At 44.5% G+C, this 24,753-nt stretch carries 22 protein-coding genes; 3 read left to right on the top strand and 19 right to left on the bottom strand.

The features are described 5' to 3' along the window. Position 1: 1 nt before the first annotated feature. From DOE51_RS06985 to DOE51_RS06970, 4 genes are read right to left on the bottom strand one after another with little or no spacing between them, the layout of a single operon-like run. Positions 2 to 1,045, bottom strand: a complete 1,044-nt coding sequence (locus tag DOE51_RS06985) for a twitching motility protein PilT (protein ID WP_142695830.1) — start codon at positions 1,043 to 1,045, stop codon at positions 2 to 4. Then, the gene (pilB, locus tag DOE51_RS06980) at positions 1,045 to 2,748 is read right to left on the bottom strand and encodes a type IV-A pilus assembly ATPase PilB (RefSeq protein ID WP_142695829.1); all 1,704 of its coding nucleotides are present in this window, start codon (positions 2,746 to 2,748) and stop codon (positions 1,045 to 1,047) included. The genes DOE51_RS06985 and pilB overlap by 1 nt, the downstream gene beginning before the upstream one ends. A gap of 46 nt (positions 2,749 to 2,794) precedes the next feature. Then, positions 2,795 to 3,631, bottom strand: coding sequence for a hypothetical protein (locus DOE51_RS06975; RefSeq protein ID WP_142695828.1), 837 nt, complete (start codon positions 3,629 to 3,631; stop codon positions 2,795 to 2,797). Then, on the bottom strand, positions 3,609 to 4,556 hold the full coding sequence (locus tag DOE51_RS06970; protein WP_142695827.1) for a bifunctional riboflavin kinase/FAD synthetase: 948 nt from the start codon (positions 4,554 to 4,556) through the stop codon (positions 3,609 to 3,611). Before DOE51_RS06970 ends, DOE51_RS06975 begins: the two co-directional genes overlap by 23 nt. A gap of 73 nt (positions 4,557 to 4,629) precedes the next feature. Here DOE51_RS06970 and DOE51_RS06965 point away from each other — a divergent pair, with 73 nt between their 5' ends. After that, entirely contained in the window at positions 4,630 to 6,498 is a 1,869-nt protein-coding gene (locus tag DOE51_RS06965; RefSeq protein WP_142695826.1) for an ATP-binding protein, read from the top strand. Then, positions 6,495 to 7,907: a sigma-54 dependent transcriptional regulator gene (locus DOE51_RS06960; RefSeq protein ID WP_142695825.1), complete on the top strand. Its 1,413-nt coding sequence runs from the start codon at positions 6,495 to 6,497 to the stop codon at positions 7,905 to 7,907. The genes DOE51_RS06965 and DOE51_RS06960 overlap by 4 nt, the downstream gene beginning before the upstream one ends. Here the strand turns inward: DOE51_RS06960 and DOE51_RS06955 are convergent. Beyond that, positions 7,882 to 8,982, bottom strand: a complete 1,101-nt coding sequence (locus tag DOE51_RS06955; RefSeq protein ID WP_142695824.1) for a glycosyltransferase family 9 protein — start codon at positions 8,980 to 8,982, stop codon at positions 7,882 to 7,884. The two genes, DOE51_RS06960 and DOE51_RS06955, sit on opposite strands and share 26 nt — an antisense overlap. Next, positions 8,906 to 9,871 (bottom strand): glycosyltransferase family 9 protein, encoded by a 966-nt coding sequence (locus DOE51_RS06950; RefSeq protein ID WP_246845450.1) that lies wholly within the window; start codon positions 9,869 to 9,871, stop codon positions 8,906 to 8,908. The genes DOE51_RS06955 and DOE51_RS06950 overlap by 77 nt, the downstream gene beginning before the upstream one ends. Before the next feature lie 328 nt (positions 9,872 to 10,199). Between DOE51_RS06950 and DOE51_RS06945 the strand changes: the two genes are divergently transcribed. After that, positions 10,200 to 11,336 (top strand): cyclic nucleotide-binding domain-containing protein, encoded by a 1,137-nt coding sequence (locus tag DOE51_RS06945; protein ID WP_142695823.1) that lies wholly within the window; start codon positions 10,200 to 10,202, stop codon positions 11,334 to 11,336. Between the two features lie 33 nt (positions 11,337 to 11,369). On the opposite strand, the gene DOE51_RS06940 is transcribed toward DOE51_RS06945, so the two are convergent. The 13 genes from DOE51_RS06940 to ybeY form a co-directional block, all read right to left on the bottom strand. Beyond that, positions 11,370 to 12,515 carry a DUF3108 domain-containing protein gene (locus tag DOE51_RS06940; protein WP_246845448.1) on the bottom strand — a complete coding sequence of 382 codons (1,146 nt, stop codon included), beginning with the start codon at positions 12,513 to 12,515 and terminating at the stop codon, positions 11,370 to 11,372. Then, on the bottom strand, positions 12,512 to 13,396 hold the full coding sequence (locus tag DOE51_RS06935) for a lysophospholipid acyltransferase family protein (protein ID WP_142695822.1): 885 nt from the start codon (positions 13,394 to 13,396) through the stop codon (positions 12,512 to 12,514). Before DOE51_RS06935 ends, DOE51_RS06940 begins: the two co-directional genes overlap by 4 nt. Beyond that, positions 13,368 to 14,387, bottom strand: a complete 1,020-nt coding sequence (gene lpxK / locus DOE51_RS06930; RefSeq protein WP_142695821.1) for a tetraacyldisaccharide 4'-kinase — start codon at positions 14,385 to 14,387, stop codon at positions 13,368 to 13,370. Before lpxK ends, DOE51_RS06935 begins: the two co-directional genes overlap by 29 nt. 3 nt (positions 14,388 to 14,390) lie before the next feature. Further along, complete coding sequence (gene lpxB / locus DOE51_RS06925; RefSeq protein ID WP_142695820.1) at positions 14,391 to 15,542, bottom strand: lipid-A-disaccharide synthase; 1,152 nt, start codon at positions 15,540 to 15,542, stop codon at positions 14,391 to 14,393. Positions 15,543 to 15,552: 10 nt separating this feature from the next. Continuing rightward, complete coding sequence (locus DOE51_RS06920) at positions 15,553 to 16,479, bottom strand: Gfo/Idh/MocA family protein (RefSeq protein WP_142695819.1); 927 nt, start codon at positions 16,477 to 16,479, stop codon at positions 15,553 to 15,555. Next, positions 16,472 to 17,293 (bottom strand): acyl-ACP--UDP-N-acetylglucosamine O-acyltransferase, encoded by an 822-nt coding sequence (gene lpxA / locus DOE51_RS06915; RefSeq protein WP_142695818.1) that lies wholly within the window; start codon positions 17,291 to 17,293, stop codon positions 16,472 to 16,474. Before lpxA ends, DOE51_RS06920 begins: the two co-directional genes overlap by 8 nt. A gap of 85 nt (positions 17,294 to 17,378) precedes the next feature. Beyond that, positions 17,379 to 17,879: an OmpH family outer membrane protein gene (locus DOE51_RS06910; RefSeq protein WP_142695817.1), complete on the bottom strand. Its 501-nt coding sequence runs from the start codon at positions 17,877 to 17,879 to the stop codon at positions 17,379 to 17,381. 62 nt (positions 17,880 to 17,941) lie between these two features. After that, entirely contained in the window at positions 17,942 to 18,445 is a 504-nt protein-coding gene (locus DOE51_RS06905) for an OmpH family outer membrane protein (RefSeq protein ID WP_142695816.1), read from the bottom strand. Between the two features lie 33 nt (positions 18,446 to 18,478). Further along, positions 18,479 to 20,839: an outer membrane protein assembly factor BamA gene (gene bamA / locus DOE51_RS06900; RefSeq protein WP_246845446.1), complete on the bottom strand. Its 2,361-nt coding sequence runs from the start codon at positions 20,837 to 20,839 to the stop codon at positions 18,479 to 18,481. 171 nt (positions 20,840 to 21,010) lie between these two features. Next, positions 21,011 to 21,694, bottom strand: coding sequence for an ABC transporter ATP-binding protein (locus tag DOE51_RS06895; RefSeq protein ID WP_246845444.1), 684 nt, complete (start codon positions 21,692 to 21,694; stop codon positions 21,011 to 21,013). Next, positions 21,687 to 22,916, bottom strand: a complete 1,230-nt coding sequence (locus tag DOE51_RS06890) for an ABC transporter permease (protein WP_142695815.1) — start codon at positions 22,914 to 22,916, stop codon at positions 21,687 to 21,689. Before DOE51_RS06890 ends, DOE51_RS06895 begins: the two co-directional genes overlap by 8 nt. After that, a protein-coding gene (gene prfB / locus DOE51_RS06885) for a peptide chain release factor 2 (RefSeq protein WP_246845442.1) occupies positions 22,913 to 24,044 on the bottom strand; the annotation gives its coding sequence in 2 pieces (ribosomal slippage) (positions 22,913 to 23,962 and positions 23,964 to 24,044; 1,131 coding nt in all). The genes DOE51_RS06890 and prfB overlap by 4 nt, the downstream gene beginning before the upstream one ends. Before the next feature lie 270 nt (positions 24,045 to 24,314). Further along, positions 24,315 to 24,752, bottom strand: coding sequence for an rRNA maturation RNase YbeY (gene ybeY, locus DOE51_RS06880; RefSeq protein WP_142695813.1), 438 nt, complete (start codon positions 24,750 to 24,752; stop codon positions 24,315 to 24,317). Position 24,753: the final 1 nt, after the last annotated feature.

The raw sequence follows: 24,753 nt of genomic DNA, 5'->3' as shown, positions 1-24,753 counted from the left end.
CCTAGATTCCTACCTTCTTCAGAAGCAAGTCTAAGCCATCTGGATCGCGCGAAGACTCAAAAGCAGTCTTCAAATCCACACGACGACGAATCAAGTGTTGAAGCAGGGATTGATTCAAAGTCAAAAGACCCGAATTTTCAGGAGCCACTTGTAACAGACTTTCAATTTGTTTCATATTTTGCGTTTCAAGCAATTCACGAACTTGTGGTTTTACCAATAAAACTTCATGAGCATGAACACGCTCGCCACCAAGACCCGGCATCGCATATTGACCGAAAGCCATTGACAGAACTTCCGCCAGACGAGGCGCCCCGTGTTCAGCAAAACGCTCTGACAACACAGCCAGACAACGACGAAGTGCATTTGGTAATGACGGAGCTTTCATAGAATAAATAACAAACACGCCACGCTCTGCTAGTGCCAAGGCTTCAATGAAGCTGTTGTCATCAGCGTAACCGTCAAAGACAACCATATCCGCACCCGCAAGAAGACTTTCACGTTCTTCATGACGAGCGAATTGGCCCGAGTGATAAATGAAGCTTGCTTTTTCTTCACGGACTTGTGGAAAAGCTTTGTTCGAGAACACGACGCCCAAGAACGATTTTTCTTCACCCATTTTTTGGAGGATTTTATGCAAGGAAGTGACTTGACCCGACTCGCCAGGAGCCGACATCAACACAAGTCCTTTCATACGCATGCAGCTTTCAAGGACGCTTGCTGGAATTTGAATATCTTGGCGTGAACCATCGATATCCAAATCCAAAACAGCTTTCATCGTGCTGTCTTGTTGAAAGAATGAAAAACCAATACGTAAGTTTTCAAACGAAGACTCACCCTGTACGACGCCTGTCGTTTCAAGCACGGCTTTTTGGGTATTATCTAAAAAGCTTTGCTGAAGAAGATTCCACTCAGTAATCAAACCAGGAGAAGCACGAAGACTTTCCCATCCTGTGGCTGCACGCGCACGCGGCTCGCTGCCTACGATGAATAGAAACTCTTGTGCCTTCTTAGATTTAGCCTGCAATAGAAGTTCTGTTAAACTCATTAGACGTCCTTCACTGATGCATTTAAAACTTCTTCAATTGTCGTAATACCGCGCTTTAACTTTAACAAAGCCGAACGACGCAAAGTTCTCATACCTTGCTCGCGAGCGAGGTAACGAAGCTGACCTGTTGAAGCGCCTTTTAAAATGGCTTCTTTCATCTTTTCAGTCATGCTCATCAATTCATAAATTGCGGCACGACCTTTAATGCCCGTACCCGCGCAGTTCGCACAACCTTTTCCGCGGAAAAGTTTGTATTCACCCACATCATTCGCAGCAACACCCAGGTTGATCAGCGTTTGTGCTGGAACTTCGATCGGCTGTTTACACGATTCACACACGCGACCCACCAGACGCTGAGCCACGATCAAGTTTACTGTAGAAGTAATGATATAGGGAGCAACACCCATCTCTGTCAGACGAATGACAGTTCCCGGAGCATCGTTGGTATGCAAAGTACTTACAACCAAGTGACCTGTTGAGGCCGCTTTAAATGCAATTTCTGCCGTTTCAAGGTCACGAATCTCACCGACCATAACGATGTCAGGGTCTTGACGAAGGAAAGACTTCAGCGCACTTGAGAAGTTCAAATCAATGTCAGGATTCATTTGTACCTGATTGATACCTTCCAAGTTGAACTCGACAGGATCTTCCGCCGTCGAAATATTCACGTCTGCTTTATTCAATTCCGCCAATGCAGAATAGATTGTTGTCGTCTTACCAGAACCCGTCGGACCTGTGATCAACACCATTCCTTGCGGAAGGTTGATATTGTTTTTGAAAATTTTAAGATCGTCTTCCTCGAAACCTAATTTCGTCATGTCGAGCTGCAAGTTTGATTTATCAAGCAAACGCAGTACGACTTTCTCGCCCCAGATTGTTGGCAAGACGCTGACACGGAAATCCATCTCTTTACCTTTAATGGTACGTACTTTCAGACGACCATCTTGAGGACGACGTTTTTCCGCGATATCAAGTTTCGACATAATTTTAATACGCGAAGCAATCGCTGCGGCCGTTCCTGGAGGAGGCGCCGTTGCTTCCACTAAGTTACCGTCAATACGGAAGCGCACACGATAACGTTTTTCATACGGTTCAAAGTGAACGTCGGAAACTCTTTTACGAATCGCATCACCCAAAATAGAGTTTACGAATTTAACGATAGGAGCGTCGTCATTCGTACCTTCTTGGTCAATGATCTCTGCTGTCGGGCCCGAGAAAGAAAACTCATCGTCTTCCCCTGCTATCGACATAGAGTTCAATTGCTTCATGCTGATGCTGCCGCCGTAATATTTTTCAATCGCGGCACTGATCGCACTTTCAGTTCCCACAACCGCTTGAATGCGGCAGCGAGCGATGAAGCGCAAATCTTCTTTGACCATGATGTTACTAGGATCAGCGAACGCCACGACCAAGGTGCTTCCCGCGCGTTGTAAAGGAATGAGTGTGTGTTTTTCACACATATCACGCGGAATCATAGCAATAACAGAAGCATCAATTTCAAAAGTATTTACTTCTACACCGGGGACGGCATAGTTCTTTTCGAGCGCACGAAGAATTTGATTTTCTTTAAGAAATCCAAGTTGAACGATGGCGTTCGTCAGCTTCTGTCCTGATTTTTTTTGCTCTTCAACAGCCAAAGCAAATTGATCAGGTTTCAGCAAACCTTGCTTAACTAAGATTTCACCAATTTTGAGTGAAGACATTGTGGCTCCCCTTTATTACCTTAATACAGGGTGCCATTTTTTGTAACTAGACCGAGGGAGAGATTTCTTGCAAAAACTTTTTCCAGCTTTCGCGAAGCTCCTCGACCTTTAACGAGGCCCCTACTTGAAGGCGTTGCAACCAAATCTCTGTCAGAGATGCAGCGACAAGTGCGGGATGAAGAACGCGAAGATCAGCACGCTCTGCTTCTTCAAGAAGAGAGTTATGATAAGGCAACAAGTTCAAGTCTAACGCATAACCATTGACCTTCATAAAATTAAAATATGAAAGGTCATTCAAAAGTTCTTTATTCTGAGACAGATCCACAGTGTTAACGATGATCGCTGCACTAAGGGACTGAATCGTCAGCTCTTCAGACAGTAAATCTCTAAACTTAATTCCAAAGTGCGCACGACGAAGGATATCCATTTGCACTGCAAGCTGCTCAGCATCTTCGCCGACAACGTAAATTTCACTAAAACCAAGTTCTGCAAAAACAGAAGCCACCACACGCGCAAGCTCGGTGTGACCGACGACGAAGGCAGGCAGACGCACGTCCAAATCGCGAGCGCAATCGACCAGAACTTTACGAATCGCTTCGTAAGTATACAAACGCGGAAGCCATTTGCCGTCTTCAGGTGCAAAAGCATCTACACAGCGAATGGTTCTGACTGCCGTTGATAACAAATGCAGTTGCGGCAGCACCGCATCTGATAACGTCAACTCCACTTTCGCCATGTCAGCTTGATCCAGAAGCTCCATCTTGAATTCAGGATGAGTTTCAAATGTAAAATCCCAACCCTGCTGCTTTGCTAGGTTTTCAAGATAACGACAGAATATTCCTTGGCCTTCAGGATTGAACTCAAGAATCTTTTTTGTGCTCATCAAAATACCTGCGTGCTGCTTGCATGTCGTTCATGATTTGCGTTTTTAATTCATCGATGCCGTTGAATTTCTTTTCATCACGTTCAAAGCGCATCAAGAAAACTTCCACTTCAACGCCATAAAGTTGCGCATCAAAATCAAAAATATGACTTTCAATTTTGATGGGCGATTTTTTATCTTCATGGAATGTCGGATTGATACCGATGTTCGTGATTGACGGATGCATGTGCCCGCCAATTTTCGTGTACGTAAAATACACACCTTTGCGGGGAACAAATTCGATATCAGGATGTACGTTCGCTGTCGGCACACCGATCGTGCGACCACGTTGGAAACCTTTTTCAACATGACCACGCAAATAGTAAGTGCGACCTAAAAGTTCATTGGCCTTTTCAACGTTGCCCTCTTTAAGGGCTTCACGAATCTTTGTCGATGACACGACTTGTGAGTTCAACTGAAATGGCGGAATGATAATCAAGCGGATGCCTTTATCAGCACAATATTTTTCCAAGAATGGAATGTTGCCTGCGCGATCAGCACCGAAAGTAAAATCATGACCGACAACCAAAGTCTTAGGATGCAGGTTTTTCAGAATATAATTATCTAGGAATTCCTGGGGGGTGACCTTCGCGAAATCCTTCGTGAACTCCTCGATAATCACCATGTCGATGCCTCTTTTTTCAAACTGCTCTTGCTGGTCGCGCAGGTCAAAAAGACGTTCGGTAGCTCTTTCAGGATGCAAAACCTTCACGGGGTGTGGATGAAATGTATAGACGACAGAGGGAACTCCGAAGTACTGCGCCTCCCTCCCCACGTTCTCGATAAGCTGCTGATGCCCTAGGTGGACCCCATCGAAATTACCAATGGTGACCACGGAAGCCGTTAATGGAGAGTTGAGCTGTTTCACACCGTTTAAGATCTGCATATTTTTCAAATATACCCCGTTGTGAGGCCGGCGGTAAGTACTTTTAATTGTTGATATTTCTAATAAATTTGCTATGTTGCGACGCGTGCAAACCGGAAAGTTTCAAGAGCTCATCTACCGTAGCGAAGTCCTGCTTCGTTTCTTTTCTCGCCGCCGAGGTTTTTGGCTGCGTTACCTGCTGTGTTGGGTGATCGGTTGCGTGACCTTGGCATCGGACGAGATCAATTCGTACGACCAACGCTTTCAATTGCGCGGAGATCAAAAGGTCAGTTCACAAATCGTGATGATCACGATCAAACAATCTGACATTTCAAACATCTATGATGCCCGTACAAATTCTTTGGGCAACATCAGCGAAGCCACTGACATCACGGACAGCTTCTTTTGGGACCAAAAGACCTGGACCACGTTGTTACAACGTTTGTTAAAACAAAATCCAAAATCCATCGGTGTGGTTTTGTATTTTGGCGATAACATCGGCGCCGTTCGCATGTCGGCAGAAGATCATAAAATCTTTGATGATCCACGCATCGTGTGGGCTTCAACGACAAACAACTTAGAGCGAGTCTTAACACCGGTCTTTGCAAATTCTGAAAAAACGAATTTAGGAAACAATGAAATTCGTCGTGACGAGGACGGCATTGTTCGTCGTGTGTTCCCGTCCCGGTCCGACATGCCTCACTTGGTAGAGAAAATCACCGGCAAGTCCTTCCCGACAACTTTAGCAGGACTGCCAATTAACTATCGCGGTAACAGCGGCGTGTTCGCGCAGTATTCGTTAAGCGAAATTCTTTACGATGAACTTCCGGCTAATACCTTCACGAACAAAATTATTTTGATCGGAGCCGAGACTTCTTCCGCACCCGTGTATTCGACACCGGTTGGAACTTTGTCACGTACAGAGATCATGGCACAAATCACTGACACCGTGATCGGCAACAAGTGGATTAAGCGTCTGACCTTCTGGTGGTACGCAATTGGCTTTGCGGTTTTGATGTGGGTTGCGGTGTTCATCATTACCACTTATCCGCAATCAGTCGCTTTGTTCTTCATTATCTGGATTGCGACGTTGCTTGCGGCATTATCCGCGTGGGTGTTCGACAGTTTCTATTTCTGGTCACCGGCGTTTTCACCATTCGTACTTTTGACGGCGACCTGGACGATTTTCATCGGTTATCAGGCGACGAAGATTGAGAAACAAAACTTTGCCCTTCAACAAGAACAACAGTACTTGGCAGAGCTTGAACAACTTAAGAATAATTTCGTAAGTCTTATTTCCCATGACTTAAAAACTCCGATTGCGAAAATTCAAGCGATCGTGGACCGCTTGATGACTCAACATCAAGAGGCTGAACTGAATACCGATTTGCGTTCTTTAAGAACTTACAGCGATGAACTAAACCGCTATATCCAATCGATCTTAAAAGTTCTGCGAGTTGAGTCGCGTGACTTTAAAGTGAATGTTGATGTGGCCGACATCAACGAAGTGATTGAAGAAGCGCTACAAACATTACGCCCGTTAGCGCGCGAAAAGGATATTCAAGTCCATACGGCTTTAGAGCCTATGTTTTCTTTGGAATTCGATAGCACGTTGATTAAGGAAGTTATTATTAACTTGGTCGAAAATGCGATCAAGTACACTCCGCGTAGTGGCAGCATTGAAGTGATTTCGCACGAAAATGACGACTATGTGCATGTCGTAGTGAAAGATACCGGCGAAGGTATCAAACCTGAAGACATGGACAAGGTTTGGGGCAAGTTCACTCGCGGTAGTGACCAGGATTTAAAAACAAAAGGTACGGGCTTGGGCTTGTACTTAGTTAAATATTTTATTGAACTTCATGGTGGTAAAGTCACTATGGAAAGTAAAGTGGGTGTCGGCACGACTGTGACATTCACTTTACCGTTGGAATCTGAAACTGAATCAGAGGTGATCGCATGATTAATAAACTTCATACTCTTATCGTGGATGACGAAGCTGAACTACGCCGTTCGGTGATTTCGATTCTTCAATCAGCAATGCCTGAAATCGAATTTTCGATTGAAGAAGCCTCTAACGGCAAAGAAGCTTTAGAAAAAGTAAAAGCACACACCTGGGACCTGGTCTTGATGGACGTCAAGATGCCAGAGATGAATGGTCTTGAAGCTTTAACGGCTATCAAAGAACACGATCCACGCACATTTGTCGTTTTGATGACGGCGCATTCAAATCTTCATGACGCCGTTCAAGCGATCAAAGAAGGCGCTTACGATTACGTTGAAAAACCAGTGAAACCAGAACTTTTGACAGAGATCGTTCGCAAAAGTTTGGAAGCTCGCGACTTGGTTTCCTCTTTAGCACTTTCCAATCCGGTTTTTGATGACGACATCGAGTCTGAATTTGTTGGTGGCAATCAGAAGATGAAAGAAGTCTTCAACTTGATCTATCGTCTGTGCAAAGTCGATACGACAGTTCTTATTCGTGGAGAGAATGGTACGGGTAAAGAGTTGGTGGCGCGAGCAATCCACTTCAACTCGCCTCGCAAATCGGGCAACTTTGTCGCGATCAATTGCGGTGCAATTCCTGAAAGCTTGATGGAATCAGAACTTTTTGGTCACGAAAAAGGTGCGTTCACAGGTGCCGTTGAAAGAAAGATTGGTAAATTCCAAATCGCGAACAACGGAACGTTGTTCTTAGATGAAATCGGTGAACTTCGCCCCGATATGCAAGTTAAGTTGTTACGTGTGTTGCAAGAAAAGAAATTCACTCCTGTTGGTGGCAACCGTGAAGTGAAAACAACAACGCGTATTATCGCAGCGACAAATCGTAACTTAGAAAAAATGATGGCTGATGGCACGTTCCGCGAAGACTTGTTCTATCGTTTGAATGTCATGCCGATTTTCTTGCCGAACTTGCGTGATCGCCTGGATGATATCGAAGCCTTGGCGCAACATTTTATCAAAAAATTCTCGCGCCAACACGCGCGCACCATTTCAGGAATTACGCCTGAAGCTTTGGATATGTTGAAGTCTTATCGCTGGCCGGGAAATATTCGTGAACTTGAAAACGTTGTGGAACGTGCGTTCATCGTTGAAAACTCAAACCAGATCACAGTGGATTCTTTGCCAGAGTCTATTCGTTTAGCACCAAAAGACAGTGCTGAAAAAACTGCGAGCGTTGGTTATTCAGGTCCACTTGATTTCGATGCCTTCAAAGAAGAGATGGAAAAAGAGTTCATCGTGAGCGCATTAAAAGCAAATCAAGGCCGCATCAATCAAACGGTTGCGCAAGCAAACATTCCAAAGAACACGTTGCTTCGTAAAATCCGTAAATACGGAATCAATGTTAAGGATTACTCGGGCGAAGAATAAAGCCCGCTGTTTTTAAAACCTCGTCTGGTGAAACTGATTTCATACAGACGTGGGTTTTAATCGGACACACTTTATGGCCGTGCTTTCCACAAGGACGGCACGCCAATTCTGAATTCTGCACAATATACGTTTCTGCAGACCACGGACGATAACCAAATTCCAAAATCGTAGGACCAAACACCGCAATCAGCGGGGTTTCACACACACTTGCTAAATGTGTTGAAGCACTGTCGTTACCGACAAGCAAAGCCGCGCGACCAATCAACTGTGCCGATTCAAAAATCTGTGTCTTCCCTGCTAAAGAAACAGAACCTGCGATTTCTTCCGCAACTTGTTCTGCCAAAGCTTCTTCTCCAGGTCCGCCCATCACGTAAACTTGATAGCCTTGTTGCTGCAAGCTTTGGCCAACCTTGATGAAACCATCTGTCGTCCAACGTTTTGTCGCCCACACACTGCCGGGAAAGATAAGGACAGCTTTACTGTCTTCAAATCCATGCAGTTGGTATTTTGTTTTGAGTGCTTGGAAAAGCTCATCGTTCAAAACGGTTTTGCGTAAACTCATCGAACCCCATTTGGGTGGAGCTGACAAGTGGCCGTGTTTATCCGGACGATACGGAGTCTCTTTATTTTTATAATCTGCCAGTTGTTCTTTCAAACGTGGATCGACGTCTTTCAATAAACTGATTTGACGAAGTGAATCTGGCAACTGTGAATCGCGTTCAATCTTAGAATCAAATGCAAGCCATGACCAAAAATTCTTATAACCGATTTTGTGTTTGGCTTTGATCTGACGACAGAACAATGTCGTGCGCATAGATTGATGTGGAGAAATCAAATAATCCACTTCTTGCGTTTTCAATTGTTCGAGAATTTTTTTATAAGTGTCTTTGTTGCCTTTTTGAATTTCAAAAACTTGATCGACAACGCCCGTCTTGATGAAAAAATCGCCCATGCCCTTGCGACAAACCAGTGCAAGCTTATGGTCAGGCCATAGCTCTTTACAACGCTTCAATAGCGGAATCGACAGAAGTAGATCCCCTAGAAAGGCAGTTTGCACGACTAGATTTAACGGCATCAATGATATCTCCAAGACGAACCTGATCGTAACACATTATGTCTTTTTCACAAGTTCTCTTCCAGCACGGAGCACACGGACTTTGCGTTAAAATCTTAGATCCGCGATCAAAGATGTCGATCTCGTGAGCACAGGTTGGACCAAACCATGCGATCACCTGTTTTTTCTGTGCAATGGCCATGTGCATACCAAGACTGTCGCCAGTAATTACAATGTCACAACAAGCGACGCTGACAAGACCATCACGCAAGCCTGAAGTTGTTGCGCTGGAAATAACCGAAAGACCTTCAGCAATTTGTTGGTTGCGTTCCGTATCTTCGGGACCACCCAGCAAAACAATTTGGGCGTCTGAAAAACGTTGCTGCAATTCCTGAATCATTTTTCTTTGATAAGCCACAGTCAGTTTTTTGTGAGCAATCACATGACTGCAACCGGTGTTAACACCGATAATATAGGACTTACCTTGTAACCACGAAGCCCGACGCTCCCCGGCCTGAAGTTCCTCTTGATATGTCAGAGGCAACCAGTAATCGTCACGTTGATACTCGCCCAGCTCTAAAGCTTCGATCATCAATTGCGTTTCTGGTTTTTGATTCACAAAGAACTTCTGATTGTCGTCTAAACCTAATTGCCACAATTCATTCGCAGCTTCTGTTGCAGGAATGATGGCGCCGTTTTTAACATTGACCGTAAAGCCAAAAATTTGATCAACCGTTGTACGCTTCACAATACCGACTGCTTTTAACGATTTATCGATCACTAAGGCCACTTCGAATTCTAAAGCTGACAATTGCAAAAGATCTACTTCTGCTGTCGTCAGCACGCGATCAATCGCCGGATGATTTTTCAATAAGTGATGAGCCGGGGCATCCGTCACCCATGTAATCATACTGGATGGATATTTTCTTTTAATCGCTTTTAACAGACTTGTGCTACGAACCACGGCACCCAGCGCACCTAAGTGCACCAGCAATATTGAAATCTGCGGTACATCTTTATGCTGGCAGTTTGAATCGCATGTGAGATTTTTTTTGCACGGTTTATAGCCAGAAAAATGTCGACAGTCAGTTATTGCCATTCTTCTATCCTAAAACATCGTTCCACCAATATATGAGGGCAAACACAAACCCAGACCTCTTGGAATTGTGAATCAGGACCTTCGTTGTGCGAAAGAACGTCGAGGTTTTTCCGATAAGAGCAAGGCATGAAAGTTGACCATGAAAGTTGAAAAAGAAAAGCTCCAGTTTAAGCCCTTTCAACTGACTCCAAAAGATGGAGCCGGTGTGATTACTATTTCCGGGCGTAACGATTCTTTTCAACTCAGTCCCCTGCAATATTCCTATTTAGACGTTTTAAAAAATGGCCTTTCTATTGAAGGCCTTGTGCAATTTTTCTTAGGACAAGGTTGGTTAGTTAATTTCCGTGAACTTAATACGCTGATTCAATTTTTAGTCACCGAGCGTGTGATCACTAATCCCACAGTGGTTGATTATTTTAAAAAAGCTTTAAGTCATGATGTGCCAATGGTGTTTAGCTCGATCAGCAATATGACTGGTAAAGCGGCGCAAGCGTTGAATCCTGCAGAGCTGCCGTTTTTTCGCTCGCTCGATCCAGCATTAGCTCGATACCTTCTAAAGGGCGCGGAAGTGTTTCAAGTTCCCGCGCAAATTCGTCTGACTCATTCAGGGCAAACGGATCGCGATTTGTTCATTCTTTTGAATGGCCAAGCTGCGATTTATAAAGTTATTGATACTCACCGTCGTCAGATGGTTGCGACTTTAAATCAAGGTTCGCTGTTTGGTGAACGCGGATTCTTATTAAATCAACCGCGCAACGCCGATATTATTACGACGACACCGTCAGAAGTTTTGCGCGTTAAACACTTGCCCGAATTTGATCAACTGATCAAAACAGAAAAAGCACAAAGTCTGCAACACCGTTTCTGGGTGATGCAAGCCTTACTGTCATCGCCAATATTTAAAGAGATGCCAACCGATTCACTGGATGCCTTGGTATTTGCCGGTCGCTTAGTCCAAGCCCCTGCCAATCAGATTCTTTTCCAAGAAGGCCAACGCGGAAACACTTGTTATATCTTAGTGCAAGGATCTGCGGTTGTGACCAAAGGTGGCCAGCCAATCAACGTGCTGAACCAAGGTTCTTGCTTTGGCGAGATTTCGCTACTTATGAGTGGCGGAGTGCGCACGGCAACCGTGGCAACCCAACGAGATTGCGTGCTTTTAGAAATCCAACAAAACGATTTCTATAAGATGCTCAGTCAAAATTTAATCTTAGCAAAAGAGATTGAAACAATGGCTGCGAGTCGTCTGCAAAAAGATTCGACTCGCCCGAAATAGTCCTACTCCGGCGAAACCGGAGTGCAAACAAGCCTAGTGACCTGGTTTGATTTCCGTTACTTCTGAAACCAATGTACCAATTTTGATTTTCGCTTCGATACGCAAGATGTATCGGCGATCATCATCTGACAACCAAATCAAGTTATCACCAATAGGTTTAAACTTCCCTTTCAGCATAATGTTCGGCTGAATGACGATGGCTTTCATCGGACCTAGCTTTGTATCAAGCACTTCTTTGCGAAGAGCTTTACCTGAAAACACCAGGTTTTCATTATCGTTGGCAACACGGAAGGAATACTCTTTGCCCACTTCCCATTTAAAGAAACGCATATAGTAAACGGCACTGTATACGTTTTGTGTGTATGGCAAGATTTCCCAGTTTTGTTTCTTTTCTTCAACGCCGTCTTTTTTCGTTACTTTCTTTTCCCAGAAAGTCGCAGTGTTGTCTTTTTCGTTGAAAAGCATTTTCGCTTCACGAAGTTGCCCCGACTCTTTCACGTGCAATTGGAAAACACTTGGCACCAAAGATTCGTAATCCATAAAAATGTCGACGCTGTCTTCAACACTATAGAATGAAGAAAACAATGAACTTGTACTGATAAAGATTTTAAACGAGTACGCTTTACGACCATTCACCGTTGCATACGGGTCCACTTTCATACGCAAAGTACCCGCTGACACTTTGAAGTAATTGACGTCGTGAATGACTTCTTCACCCACACGGAAAGGATCCACATTAGGACGACGACCCGTGAAACCTTCATCGTCTTCCAGTTCTGGTTGACGACGCGTTGGTGATGGCTCTGCTGTCGGTTCAGTAGCTGCATCTGTTGCCATGGCTTTTTTTCCTTTGGCTGACTTCGCAGGTTTTTTAGTAGCAGTTGCAGCCGCAGTCGTTGTCGCTGCTGCTGATTTTTTAGAACTGGATTTCGTTGATTTAGAAGTGGAAGACTTGCCTTCCATTAAATCTTTTTTGCTTTCAGTAGGAATCGCCACAGTCCCAGCTGTCGGCGCTGGCGAAGGAGTTGGTGTTGGCGTGGCATTGGGTTCGACAATCTTCACTTTCTCGTCGAACTCATCAATCTTCTTTAGTTGATCTTCCTTGTCGTACTTTAAAAACGCAGTCCCGCAGGAAGAAAGAAGAAATGCTGAGATGATAAGAAACGAGCTGTACTTCACTTAAAGTCCTTCCATCGACGATGCACCCACATCCACTGCTCCGGATGCTTTCTGATGATTTCCTCAAGCTTGTTATTAAAGGCCTGAGTCAAATTAGCTATCGTCTGATCTTTATCATCAACGACGTATTTGGCTAAGTCCATCGCTGGTTCAAAAACAGTATGAAGTTTTTTATCAGTTCCCTCGTATGTGTAGCATGGGATCACCGGAGCTTTGGTTTTTTGCACAAACAGAGCTAGACCATAGGCTGTTCCCGTTCTTTTACCAAAGAAAGTGGAAGCAATTCCAAATGGCTTTCCCATGTACTGATCAAGCACGAAGACGATTCCGGCATTCTTCTTTAAGGCTTTTAAAATCTCAAAAGCATTATTCGGAGAATGGGCATCGATGTACTGAACACCTTGCGAACCGCGAATCGAAAACCAAATATCATCGAACCATTTCGTCTTAAAACGTTTCGTAATGATGAACGTTTCCTGCCCGCGCATGGCGATGGAACTTGCACCAAAATCACCGTTCCCCAAATGCAGACTTAGGAAGAACATGCCCTTCCCGCCTGCAGCGGCTTTTTCGATATTTTCCCAGCCGTGAGAAACCATATTCTTATCAAGCCATTCGTTATTAATCGATGGCAGTTTAAAGAATTCAAGACCGTTGTAGCCCAGTTGATAAACGGATTCGCGACCGACAGCATAGCGCTGTTCATCGCTCCACTCGGGAAAGGCGATTTTCAAATTGTCTAAAACGATTTTTTTACGAAAGCCAAAAACGTCGAACCACAAAAAGCCAATCCATGCGCCACTTTTGCGCAGAATTTGACGTGGCATCAGACCACTGATCAGAGTCGCAATCTTAACGAAGAATTTGACCAATAATTTCATCAAGACGTCCTTTTTTACCGATCTCTGACACTTCAAGATGCGCGCTCCACAAAGCCGGTGATTTCGCCATCAACGGACGAAGCTTCACAGCATCTTTTTCTGTCGTAACCAGATAATCAGCACCTGATTTTTCAAATTCAGCCACGATATTGCGAACGTCTGCTGGCGTGTACTGATGGTGATCACGGAATGCTAAGCTTTTTTTAGAAACTTCACCAATTTCACGCATCATTTTTTCAAACACATCAGGACGAGCAATTGCTGATACCAGGAAAACTTTTTTACCCTGCATTTCCGCGCGAGTGATTTTTTTGTTTTCAACGGGATTAGAAAACTTCTGTAATTCATAGCCGAAATAAAGAACTTCTTTATCTTTCGGCAGACGCGCTTCCAAGGCTTTCAAATGTGCTTCTTCAGCCAAGTTGCATTTTGTTAGTAAGATGATGTCGGCGCGATCAAGACCGGCCCAACCTTCGCGCGCACGTCCTTCAGGCACGACTTCATAGTTTGCCAAAGATTCTGTGGCATCTAAAATCACAATATTCAAATCACGTTTCAATTTGCGGTGCTGGAAACCATCATCCACAATCAAAACATCGTAAGGCTTTTTAGAAACTGCATATTCAGCCGTCTGCCATTTACTAGGCCCCACATAAACTGCGACTTCGGGATTTGCCTGTGCCAACAGCAGTGGTTCATCGCCATAATAGCGCGCACCGAATGGATGACTGACATCGACCCAACAAGGTGATTCAGCATCCGCACGATAAGAGCGACTAATGACCGCCACCTTCTTACCGGCTTTAACTAAATGTTTAATACAGAAATCCGTCAGTGGAGTTTTACCCGTTCCACCGACAGTCAAATTTCCAATAGAAATAACAGGAACTGGAGCATTGTAAGTTGTTATCACGCCCTTGTCGTAGAGTGAGTTCTTCACTCCCACAACCTTGTCATACAAATATGAAAGAGGACGTAAATAGATCTTCATGCTTTAAGCCTTAATATATTTATCCAAAGCCGCAACCACACGTTGAGTTGCACCTTTGTCGCCTAAGTACGGACGAATCTGCGCCAAATCGTTGACGACTTTCGCTTTGTATTCAGGATCAACAATGTATTGTTCAAGAAGAGCTGCGATTTTTTCAGGCGTTACATCACCTTGGAATCTTTCAGGCACCGCTTCTTTGTTCAAGATCAGATTTACAAGACCGAAGTACTTCGTCCCACGCACCACAAGTTTTGCAATCAAACCTGTCAGCCATTTCATCCGGTACATGATGACCATTGGTTTTTTCAACAAACCCACTTGCAAAGTCGCTGTCCCCGAAGCCACCAGCATCATGTCCACCAAGTGGATCATGCGGAATGGTTCGTCCTTTAACAAGATATAAGGCAGACGGAAGTCTTCCAAATAATCTTGCATCTGTTCTTTCGAGAATGTTGGTGCCGTCAAAATCAAAACTTTTAAGTTCGGATATTTTTTAGAAAGAATACGAGCTGCATCCAACTGAATCTGGAAGTGCTGTTTCAATTCCAAACGACGACTGCCCGGCATCAAGCCCAACACGATTTCGTCATCACGAATACCACATTGGTTACGATGAGTTTTCAAGTAAGCCGCATCATCCGTCAAACGATCATCGAATTCATCCAACAGCGGATGACCGACGAACTCACAAGGCACGCCATGCTCTTCGTAAAATTTCACTTCAAATGGGAAAAGAACGAATACTTCTTTGCAGTATTTTTTGATCGTTTCAACACGACCCTTGCGCCATGCCCATACTTGCGGAGAAATATAATAAACAACCGGAATACCCATCGCGTGCAATTTTTTTGCAAGCATCAAGTTGAACTCTGGGTAATCCATAACGATTGCAACTTTAGGTCTGCGCTTTTCCGCTTCAGCGACAAGGCTGTTAAATACGCCTTTTAATAAGCCGAAGTGTTGGATGATCTCTGCCGCACCGACAACAGCCATCTCTTCAGATTTGCCTAGGCGTTCAAAGCCCAGGTCTTCCATTGCTTGGCTGCCGACACCGAAGGCATGGATCTTACGACCCTGCTTTTTCCACGCTTCCAAAATGCGTTGTGCATATGTGACGCTGGATGCTTCGGCTGCGACAAAGAGAACTTGATCCATTAAGCCATCCCTACTTTGTTACTAGCTTTTCGATAGTTTCAATTGCACGAAGAGCTTTCAAGCCATCAAGACCTGTCACGACGGGTGCTGTGTTATTCATAACAGCCGCGATGAAGGCATCAGTTTCTTTTTGAAGAGCATCTTCTTTATTTACAGTCCATTTCGTCACTTTAGTCAGATTCTCTGGAGTGCCATCACCCTTTTGAACCATTTCAAGCTCGTGGATACCTGTGTTTGCAAAGATCGTGGCATCATCTTGAACGATGCGCACAGATCTTTGTGGATTCGTCGCCACACGGCTGACAGTGATAATACCCATGATGCCATTTTTCATTTTGAAAGAGGCTGAGCATGTATCTAATTCTTGAGAAATCAACTTCGTTCCCGAAGCGATCACAGAATCAATTTCGCTGTCACTTAGGAAATACAAAAGATCCATATCATGAATCATTAAGTCGTGAAGCACACTGACATCAGCGCCACGTGTTTTGTACGGAGCTGTTCTTACAAGCTCAATCGTGCGCACGTTGCGAAGATGTTTTTTTAATTCATTCACAGAAGGATTGAATCTTTCGATATGTCCCACTGCCAATTTTAAATTATTTTTTTCAGCCAAGGCCACAAGCTCTTCAGCTTGCGGCACAGTTGCTGTGATTGGCTTTTCAACGTTTACGTGAACGCCATTTTGCAAAAACATTTTTGCAACTTCGAAGTGACTCAAAGTGCTGGCTGCAATAGTCACCAAGTCCACTTGACCGATAAGGTCTTGGGGACGATGGAAACTTTTTACGCCCAACTCTGCAGCGACTTTGTCAGCTTGAGCTGGGAATGCATCACACACCCCTACCAATTCCACGTTCGGATTATTTTTATATTTCTGAGCGTGAAACGTGCCTAGATAACCTACGCCAACAACGGCGCCGCGAAGTTTACTCATCGTCTTGCCAACCTTTTGGACTTCTGTCGATTGCAAGTCCACGTTTTGAAGTTTTGATGAAGTTCAAGAAGTACTCAATGTTTTCACTCATTGTGCATTCTTGTTGAATACGAGCAACACCCTCATCAACTGAGTGCGAGCCCATAATCATGATACGAATTGCTTTATGTACGTTTGCCACTTCTTCACGAGAGTAGCCTTTACGTGACAAACCGATTTTGTTCGTCGCACGCACCATTGCGTAGTTACCTTGTGCGCGAGAGAACGGCAGGATGTCTTTATTGATTGCAGAGGAACCGGCAACGAAAGCACCGCGACCTACGCGAACGAATTGATTGAAGGCACAAACACCACCGATGTTCACGCCGTCTTCGATGATACAGTGACCACCCAAGTGCGAGTCATTGGCGATGATAACGTTGTTACCAATTTTGCAATCGTGACCGATGTGCGTGTAAGACATGAAATAGCAGTTGTTGCCGATTTCAGTTTTCTTATCGTGTTTGCTTGTCGCAAGATTCACAGTCGAAAATTCACGGAATGTGTTGTTGTTACCAATAATCAAAGAAGTCGGTTCGCCCTTGTAAGAGATATCTTGAGGAGCACCACCGATAACGGCTCCTGGGCTGAAGTGATTGTTTTCACCAATCTCTAGAATACCGTGACGAGTTCCCAAAGTAACATGGCCTTCTACGAACGTGCCTTTACCGATTTTTACTTTACCTTGGATCAAGCAATAAGGACCGATTTCAACATCGTCTGCGATTTCTACATCAGGACCAATAACGCTGCTTGGATGAATATTTTTTGCCATAACTTTTTCCTAACCCCTTAAAGCCTTAAGTACTGCTCGGCTTTAAACTAAAAAGGGCCTTTGTGAGGCCCTTTTACTTATTGAACTATTTCTCTTTTTCGTAGGCCTTGATCACTTCATCTGTCAAATCACTGTCAGGTGTTGCGAACAAGATCGCTTGATTGTTTTCCATCACAAGCGTGTAGCCTTTTTCTTTTGCGATCTTAGCGATCACTTTTTTCATTTTATCAAGAATCGGAGCTGTTAGGTCTCTTTCCTTTTTTTGGATTTCAACCTGGCTTTTGCCGACAACGTCACGATACTTCAACATCTCTTCTTGGAACTCAGCTTGTTTTTTGCCAAGTGCTTCTTCAGAAAGAACTGATTTTTTCTTTTCTAGGTCTTCACCCATTTTTTTCAAATCAGCTTCTTTTTTCTCAAGATCTTTTTTCTTTTTGTTGAACTCGCCTTCCAATTCAGCTTTTGCTTTTTTACCAGCAGAAGTTGATTGAATAGCTTTTTGCATATCAACGAAACCGATCTTAGATTCAGCATGTGCTGCAGTTGCCATCAATAGCGCGCCCAACACAACAACGATTTTTTTCATCTCAATACTCCTTCAAATTTCACAACAAATTAATTGTGCCAGGAACCTGGCGTTCCGTCACACTATTTCTCTTTTTCGTAAGCTTTGATCACATCATCAGTTAGATCTGAGTCAGGTGTTGCATAAAGAACGCCCTGTGTGTTTTGCAATACAAGTGTGTAGCCCTTCTCTTGAGCAACTTTCGTGATAGTTTTTTGCATCTTCTCCAAGATCGGAGCAGTCATCTCTTGCTGCTTCTTTTGGATTTCAGCTTGGCTCTTACCAACTTCATCACGGAACTTCATCATTTCGCCTTGGAATTCAGCTTGCTTCGTACGCAAAGCTTCCTCTGAAAGCACAGACTTTTTCTTGTCTAGGTCTTCGCCCATCTTTTTAAGATCAGCTTCTTTTTTCTCTAGTTCTTTTTTCTTTTTATTGAACTGGCCTTCCAATTCAGCCTTAGCCTTTTTACCAGCTGAAGTTGCTTGGATTGCTTTAGGAACGTCCACGAAACCCACTTTCGTTTCTGCTGCTTTTGCCGCGCCTGTTGCTAGAATCACACACAAAGAAAGAATCATTTTGTTCATGGAATACTCCTTAAATTTTTAAACTAAACTGCACTAGAAGCTAGGTCCGATAGAGAACTCGAACACAGTCGCATCGTGGTACACAGGATCGCGATTGAGTGGGAACCCCCACTCGAAGCGTAACACCCCGATTGGCGAGTACCAGCGAATACCGAAACCAACGTCAGAGAAGAAGTTGCCCGCTTCAAGAACGTCATCCGCCGCACCGATATCGAAGAAACCTGCGCCGTAAATTTGTGCTTCACGAACAAGTGGGAACTGCAACTCGGTCTGATACATCGCTTGTTGCGTACCACCGTAGAAACGCCATGACTGCTGAGTCGCGTACGGTTCTGGCACCGGAGGATTTGATGGATTCTGCGCCCCAGGACACGCCGTCAAATCACAATGGATTTTATTTGAGTATTTCATTTTACCGACACGGTATGAACGGTAACCACGTAGTGAGTACGGTCCACCCAGTAAGTACAATTCATTGAACGGCACAGAGCCACCATCCACAGCTGCGATTTGCGCATACTGCAATGAGTTTCTCCATGTGACATCCCAGAACAAATTCTTAAAGAAACGGAATGTACCGCTGGCACGATTGAACTTAATAGTTCCCGCAAGACCCGCGTACTCGTAAGAAGCACTCGCAAAAATACCTTTTGTCGGAGAGAAACGGTCATTACGCGTATCGTACTCGATCGATGCCGTCACAGAAGCCATCTCGCCCGATGCTGAATCCAATGGGAACAGATCGTAGTCCGTGATCAACTTACCGTTTGAATCATATGTCGGATCCAATTCAGATTTGTCGTATTTGAAACGCAAGTAACCGCGAGTGTTTTCCGCCACCGGGTGACCGAAACGAACAGCCGCACCTGTGTGATTTTCTTCGTAGTCAAGACGAGCGGAGTTGGCACTGCGATACACATCGGCGCCCGCAGACCACAACGTATCGTTCACGTACGGTTCTGTGAACGACAAACTGTAGTAACTACCCGTACCGCTTAAGTTCAAAGACGCACCAAGGTTTTGACCTTTACCCAAGAAGTTGGATTGGTTCACGGAACCTTGAAGTGTGAAACCTTGAGACGTACCGTAACCAGCACCCAATTGGATTTGTCCTGTGTTACGTTCTTTCACGTTGATATCCACGTTCATCACTTCTGTGTGATCAGGATCTACGGAAGTTTTAAAATTCACTTCTTCGAAAAAACCAAGACGTTGGATATTTTCTAAAGATTTACGACGACGAGTTTCGTTATAAAGTTCGCCCTCATGAACTTGTAATTCACGGCGCACAACTTTATCGCGAGTTTTCGAGTTACCAACAACGTTGATTTTACCGAAGTAAACTTTGTTACCTTTGTCGAATTCAAACACAAGATCCACTTTGCGATCTTTGTCGTTGAAACGCGTTCTTGGGATAACGTTGGCGTAAGCGTAACCCAAGTCACCGTACTTCGCCGTCAACTCACTGATGTCTTTTTGAAGAACATCGTAAGCAAAGACGCCGTTTTTATCGATTTGAATGGCTTGGAACAATTCCTCTTTCGGGAACAAGATGTCGCCCGCGAAATCAACGTCGCCGACTGAATATTGCTCGCCCTCTTCGATATGAATAGAGATGTAGATGTTTTTCTTATCCGGAGTCACCGTCACTTGGGGACGATCGACTTTGGCTTGCACGTAACCTTGATTGTAGTACGCAAAACGCAAGATTTGCACGTCACGTTCGAACATCTCTTGCTTGTATTGACCAGAACCGCTCAGTCCCGAGAAGAAGCCGCCTTCTTGAGTCAACATACGAGATTTCAAATCACGAGACGTCAAAGCTTTGTTACCAAGGAAAGTGATCTTCTTTACTTTCACTTTATCGTTTTCACGAATTTTGAAAACCAAGCGAACTGTTTCATCCGCTTTGATCACTTGCACTTCAGCTTCTACTTTCGCCAAGAAGAAACCTTTGTCTTCGTAAAGCTTTTGAACTTTCTCAACCGCTTCTTTTACTTTCGGCATGTTCAAAAGTTGGTACGCTTTGATACCCGTCGCCTCAGCGATGTCTTCCGCTTTAATTTCGCTATTACCTTCGTATGCGATTTCGGCGATCGAAGGTTTTTCCAAAACTTTGTAAGTTACAGACACATCTTTGCCTGAAACATTTCGACTGACTTCGATGTCGTTGAAATAACCCATCTTGAAAAGTTGCTCGACATCTTCGCGCACATTCTTCGCAGAATATTCTTCGTTCACTTTCGAAACGAGTTTCGCGATGATCGCATCTTTTTCGATCTTACGGTTGCCAGTGATCTCGATGGATTTGATAGTTAAGCCGGAAGGAAGATTGGAAGTATCCACAACCTCGGCCGTTTTTTGGGATGATTTTTTGGTCTTTGGCGCAGCCATAAGCTGCGACGATGAAGACACTATAAGCAGAGCACAAAGAAGCTTAAACAAAGTTCCAATTCCCCAACTAGTTGTTTTTTGGAAAAACTTAAAGTTTTTCAATACTTACAATTTATTGGGAGAATCGTAGCCCAAGACCAACGTCCTGTCAAAGAGGAAGCGGCGCGCTGCTTAAGAGAACCAGCTACCGTCTTTCATTCTGTAGACCTTTGGAAAACGAGTCGCGAATGTTAAGTCGTGAGTGACGATGACTAACGCTAACTTCATTTCCTCTTTCAGTCGGAAAAACAGCTCTTGTATTTTGCCACTTGTCTGTGAGTCCAAATTTCCTGTGGGCTCATCGGCAAACAAAATCTTCGGCTGACGAACCAGTGAACGTGCGATAGCGACACGCTGCAACTCGCCACCAGATAGCTGATTTGGGAAATGATGAGCACGCTCGGCAAGGCCCATGAACTCTAACAAGTGCAGAGCTTTTTCACGGGCAAGTTTTGGCGACTCACCTGCCACGCGACACGGAATCATGACATTTTCCACCGCGTTAAATTCACTCAAAAGATGATGGAACTGGAAGACGAAACCCATTTCAGCGTTTCTAAATTGCGATATTTCATCGTCGTTCATTGCAAGCAAATCGCGGCCTTCACACGTCAATTCACCACTTGTTGGACGATCCAGTGTTCCCATGATTTGCAATAACGTACTTTTACCAGCACCTGATGAACCCAGAATCGCAAGAGCTTCGCCCTCTTTGATTTCCAAACTGACTCCGCGCAGGACTTCCAATTCGCCCGTCGCGTGCGAGTAAGATTTATGGATATTTGTCGCCTTCATGAAAACATTGGCGTTATTCATTACGAAGCCCTTCCATCGGATTGAGCTGACCGCCTCTGCGAGCCGGAGCCAAAGTAGCAATAAAACAAATCAACATCGTCGCAAAACAGATCGCAATCGTATCAGTGAAACGAATGCTGAGGCTGATCCCATCAACACGGTACACAGCCCCTGCGATCAATCCCAAACTGCCCTGCAAAGTATTAAAGAGCGCGCACAAAATAAAACCGACGATAAAACCGCCGAACAAACCGATCGCCCCCATGAACAAACCCTGAAACGTAAAGATTTTAATAATATCTTTACGACGGAAGCCGACAGTTTTCAGAATCGCGATGTCTTTATATCTTTGCACCACATTCACAAACAATGTGGATGAGATATTAAAGGCCGCAACGAAAATAATAATTGAAACGACAAAGAAAATCGCAGGGCGTTCAACGCTGACCGCATCAAAAAGATTTTCATTTGAATCACGCCAGTCACGAATCCAATACGGAGTTCCCAAAGCACGACTTAAATTAAATCCTGCCTGACGAGCATACTGCGCACTTGGAAATCTTAGAAGCAAACCACTGTAGCGATCGCCGATTTCGGCCACTTGTTGTGCTGCTGTTAAACCGGTCACGACAAAGCGCTCATTCCAGTCGTATTTGCCAAGCTCTAAGATCCCTTGAACTTTAAACTGGCCGACTTTTCTTTGCAGACTGTTGGGATCCACTGTTTCGGTGACTGGTACGACAACGCGGAACACATCGCCGACTTTTAAATTCATTTTTTTGGCAAGCCCCGAGCCGATCAAAGCCAAGGGAACGTCGGATGGCGCTGATAAATCTTCGCTGCCACTTTGCACGCGGCTTTTGAATTTCAAAACTGAAGTCACACGTTCTGTATCGACACCTTCTAGCAAGACGCCAGAAATTTGACCATTGTGAGCCATGATGCCTTCAATAAAAACAAAACGCGTCGCCCCCACCAATGTGGGCTCGGCTTTTTTAATGCGCGCTTCAAGATCTTTCCAGTCATCAGGGAAACGCGAACGCTTCACCACTTGCACATGACCTGAAACATCGGTCATTGCTTGTTGCAATGTCGATTCAAATCCGCTCATCACTGCCATGGAAACGACAAGGGCTGCGACTCCAAGAATGAGTCCCAACAATGCCAATGGAGCTGTTCCACCGAACAAAGTTTTACGCGAAAGTAAAAGTCTCCAAGAGATCCAGGCTAAGGTTGATTTCACTGTGCTGGCGTTCCTGCAGTGATTTCAGATTTAAGGTAGGCCATGATGAAATCATCAATATCGCCGTCCATTACGTCATTCACTTGATTGGTTTCAAAATCAGTACGGTGGTCTTTCACCATTTGATAAGGATGCATCACGTACGAACGAATTTGCGAGCCCCACTCGTTGGCTTTTTTCACAGAATTCATCGCGTCTTTTTCAGCGTTACGTTTTTCAAGCTCTTTTTCGTAAAGCTTCGCTTTCAACATCTTCATCGCCTTTTCACGGTTCTGAATCTGTGAACGTTCAATCTGACATGACACCACAATCCCTGTGGGGATGTGATACATGCGCACGGCTGAATCGGTTTTATTGACGTGCTGACCACCGGCACCGCTGGAACGGAACGTTTCAACGCGGATTTCGTCAGGTTTTACTTCAATATTAATATCGTCATCGACTTCCGCCCATGCAAACACGGACGAGAACGATGTGTGACGACGAGCATTTGAATCAAACGGTGAAATACGCACCAGACGATGAACGCCTGATTCCGCTTTCAAATAACCGTAAGCATAAGGGCCTTCGATCAGCAGCGTGCACGATTTAATTCCGGCACCTTCGCCCTCTGTGATCTCAACGATTTGATACTTGTAGCCGTGTTTGTCAGCGTAGCGCATGTACATACGCAGAAGCATTTCAGCCCAGTCGCACGATTCCGTACCGCCCGCGCCCGAGTTGATTGAAAGGTACGTGCTATTCGCATCAAGCTCACCGTTCAAAACTCGTTTTAATTCTAATTCGCGACCGTATTTTTCCAAGGCCGCGACTTCTGCTTTCACTTCAGCAAAGCTGCCTTCATCGTGGGCTTCTTCGGCCATCTCAAGCAAAACTTTGGCGTCTTCCAAACGGCCCGTAAAACCGTCGAATTCACCGACAGCTTTTTCTAACAGACTTTTTTCTTTGTTGAGTTTCTGCATTTCTGCAGGTTTTTCCCAAAGGGCCGGGTTTTCCGCTTGGATTGCGATCTCGTCTAGACGCTTTTTCTTTTTGTCGAGGTCAAAGATACCCCCGGAGCTCCTGTGAGAAACTCTCGAGAGAAGAAATTTTGCTTTTTACTTCAGATGCTTCGGTAACGATAGACATGCGGATACTGTTATTTTTCTCGGTAGTTAAGTCAATGAATGCTCTGCGTCTTTGCTTAAACAATGGTGATCAAGTTCGTTTATCGGCATGCGGGGTTCAATAAATATTGCCAATTGTTTACGCAAACACTCAACACTCTTGCTTACGAGAGAATCAGTTCGATTCTCTCGTTTTTGAATCTCGAAATAAAGAAACTTCTAGCTCGAGTTTCTCGGGCGGATTGAGTGACATAGAGAGTGGTGTTGTTGGTCACTCACTGAGTGAGTTTTTTTATTTGGTTAGCTTTTCGAAGATCGTGTCTTGGATTTTGAACATTTCTTTGGCGTCGGCTTCGCTGGTTTCGTGATCGTAGCCTAGCAAATGTAAAATCCCGTGAAGGAGCATATAGCCTAATTCTTTTTGGAATGTCAGGCTGTGCTCCTTTGCTTGTTTTTTTAGAACTTCTGGGCACATTACCAGTTCACCCAAGGACGATGGGTCCATGGAATCAAAGCTCAAAACATCAGTGGCGTAGTCTTTACCACGGAATTCTTTATTGATCTTTTGCGCTGGCTTTTTATCTAAAAAGACCAGCGTTAATTCGCGTTTCGCTTTTTCGGCGTTGATCACTTTGCGTTTGCGAAGCTCTGCAGTGACAGACTCGGTCCACTGCTCAATAAATTTTTTGGGAATAGCGTGTTTGGATTCGTTTACAACGACAACTTTCATG

The organism is Bdellovibrio sp. NC01, from assembly GCF_006874625.1.
GTDB lineage: Bacteria > Bdellovibrionota > Bdellovibrionia > Bdellovibrionales > Bdellovibrionaceae > Bdellovibrio.
Note: the sequence above shows the minus strand (reverse complement) of the source record. Positions and strands in the feature narration are given on the sequence as shown.

What these genes read in the sequence shown, in the direction of transcription:
- DOE51_RS06985 (WP_142695830.1), bottom strand. Translation starts at nt 1,045, where the DNA reads ATGAGTTTAACAGAACTTCTATTGCAGGCTAAATCTAAGAAGGCACAA.
- pilB (WP_142695829.1), bottom strand. Translation starts at nt 2,748, where the DNA reads ATGTCTTCACTCAAAATTGGTGAAATCTTAGTTAAGCAAGGTTTGCTG.
- DOE51_RS06975 (WP_142695828.1), bottom strand. Translation starts at nt 3,631, where the DNA reads ATGAGCACAAAAAAGATTCTTGAGTTCAATCCTGAAGGCCAAGGAATA.
- DOE51_RS06970 (WP_142695827.1), bottom strand. Translation starts at nt 4,556, where the DNA reads ATGCAGATCTTAAACGGTGTGAAACAGCTCAACTCTCCATTAACGGCT.
- DOE51_RS06965 (WP_142695826.1), top strand. Translation starts at nt 4,630, where the DNA reads ATGTTGCGACGCGTGCAAACCGGAAAGTTTCAAGAGCTCATCTACCGT.
- DOE51_RS06960 (WP_142695825.1), top strand. Translation starts at nt 6,495, where the DNA reads ATGATTAATAAACTTCATACTCTTATCGTGGATGACGAAGCTGAACTA.
- DOE51_RS06955 (WP_142695824.1), bottom strand. Translation starts at nt 8,982, where the DNA reads ATGCCGTTAAATCTAGTCGTGCAAACTGCCTTTCTAGGGGATCTACTT.
- DOE51_RS06950 (WP_246845450.1), bottom strand. Translation starts at nt 9,871, where the DNA reads ATGATTACATGGGTGACGGATGCCCCGGCTCATCACTTATTGAAAAAT.
- DOE51_RS06945 (WP_142695823.1), top strand. Translation starts at nt 10,200, where the DNA reads ATGAAAGTTGAAAAAGAAAAGCTCCAGTTTAAGCCCTTTCAACTGACT.
- DOE51_RS06935 (WP_142695822.1), bottom strand. Translation starts at nt 13,396, where the DNA reads ATGAAATTATTGGTCAAATTCTTCGTTAAGATTGCGACTCTGATCAGT.
- lpxK (WP_142695821.1), bottom strand. Translation starts at nt 14,387, where the DNA reads ATGAAGATCTATTTACGTCCTCTTTCATATTTGTATGACAAGGTTGTG.
- lpxB (WP_142695820.1), bottom strand. Translation starts at nt 15,542, where the DNA reads ATGGATCAAGTTCTCTTTGTCGCAGCCGAAGCATCCAGCGTCACATAT.
- DOE51_RS06920 (WP_142695819.1), bottom strand. Translation starts at nt 16,479, where the DNA reads ATGAGTAAACTTCGCGGCGCCGTTGTTGGCGTAGGTTATCTAGGCACG.
- lpxA (WP_142695818.1), bottom strand. Translation starts at nt 17,293, where the DNA reads ATGGCAAAAAATATTCATCCAAGCAGCGTTATTGGTCCTGATGTAGAA.
- DOE51_RS06910 (WP_142695817.1), bottom strand. Translation starts at nt 17,879, where the DNA reads ATGAAAAAAATCGTTGTTGTGTTGGGCGCGCTATTGATGGCAACTGCA.
- DOE51_RS06905 (WP_142695816.1), bottom strand. Translation starts at nt 18,445, where the DNA reads ATGAACAAAATGATTCTTTCTTTGTGTGTGATTCTAGCAACAGGCGCG.
- bamA (WP_246845446.1), bottom strand. Translation starts at nt 20,839, where the DNA reads ATGGCTGCGCCAAAGACCAAAAAATCATCCCAAAAAACGGCCGAGGTT.
- DOE51_RS06895 (WP_246845444.1), bottom strand. Translation starts at nt 21,694, where the DNA reads ATGAATAACGCCAATGTTTTCATGAAGGCGACAAATATCCATAAATCT.
- ybeY (WP_142695813.1), bottom strand. Translation starts at nt 24,752, where the DNA reads ATGAAAGTTGTCGTTGTAAACGAATCCAAACACGCTATTCCCAAAAAA.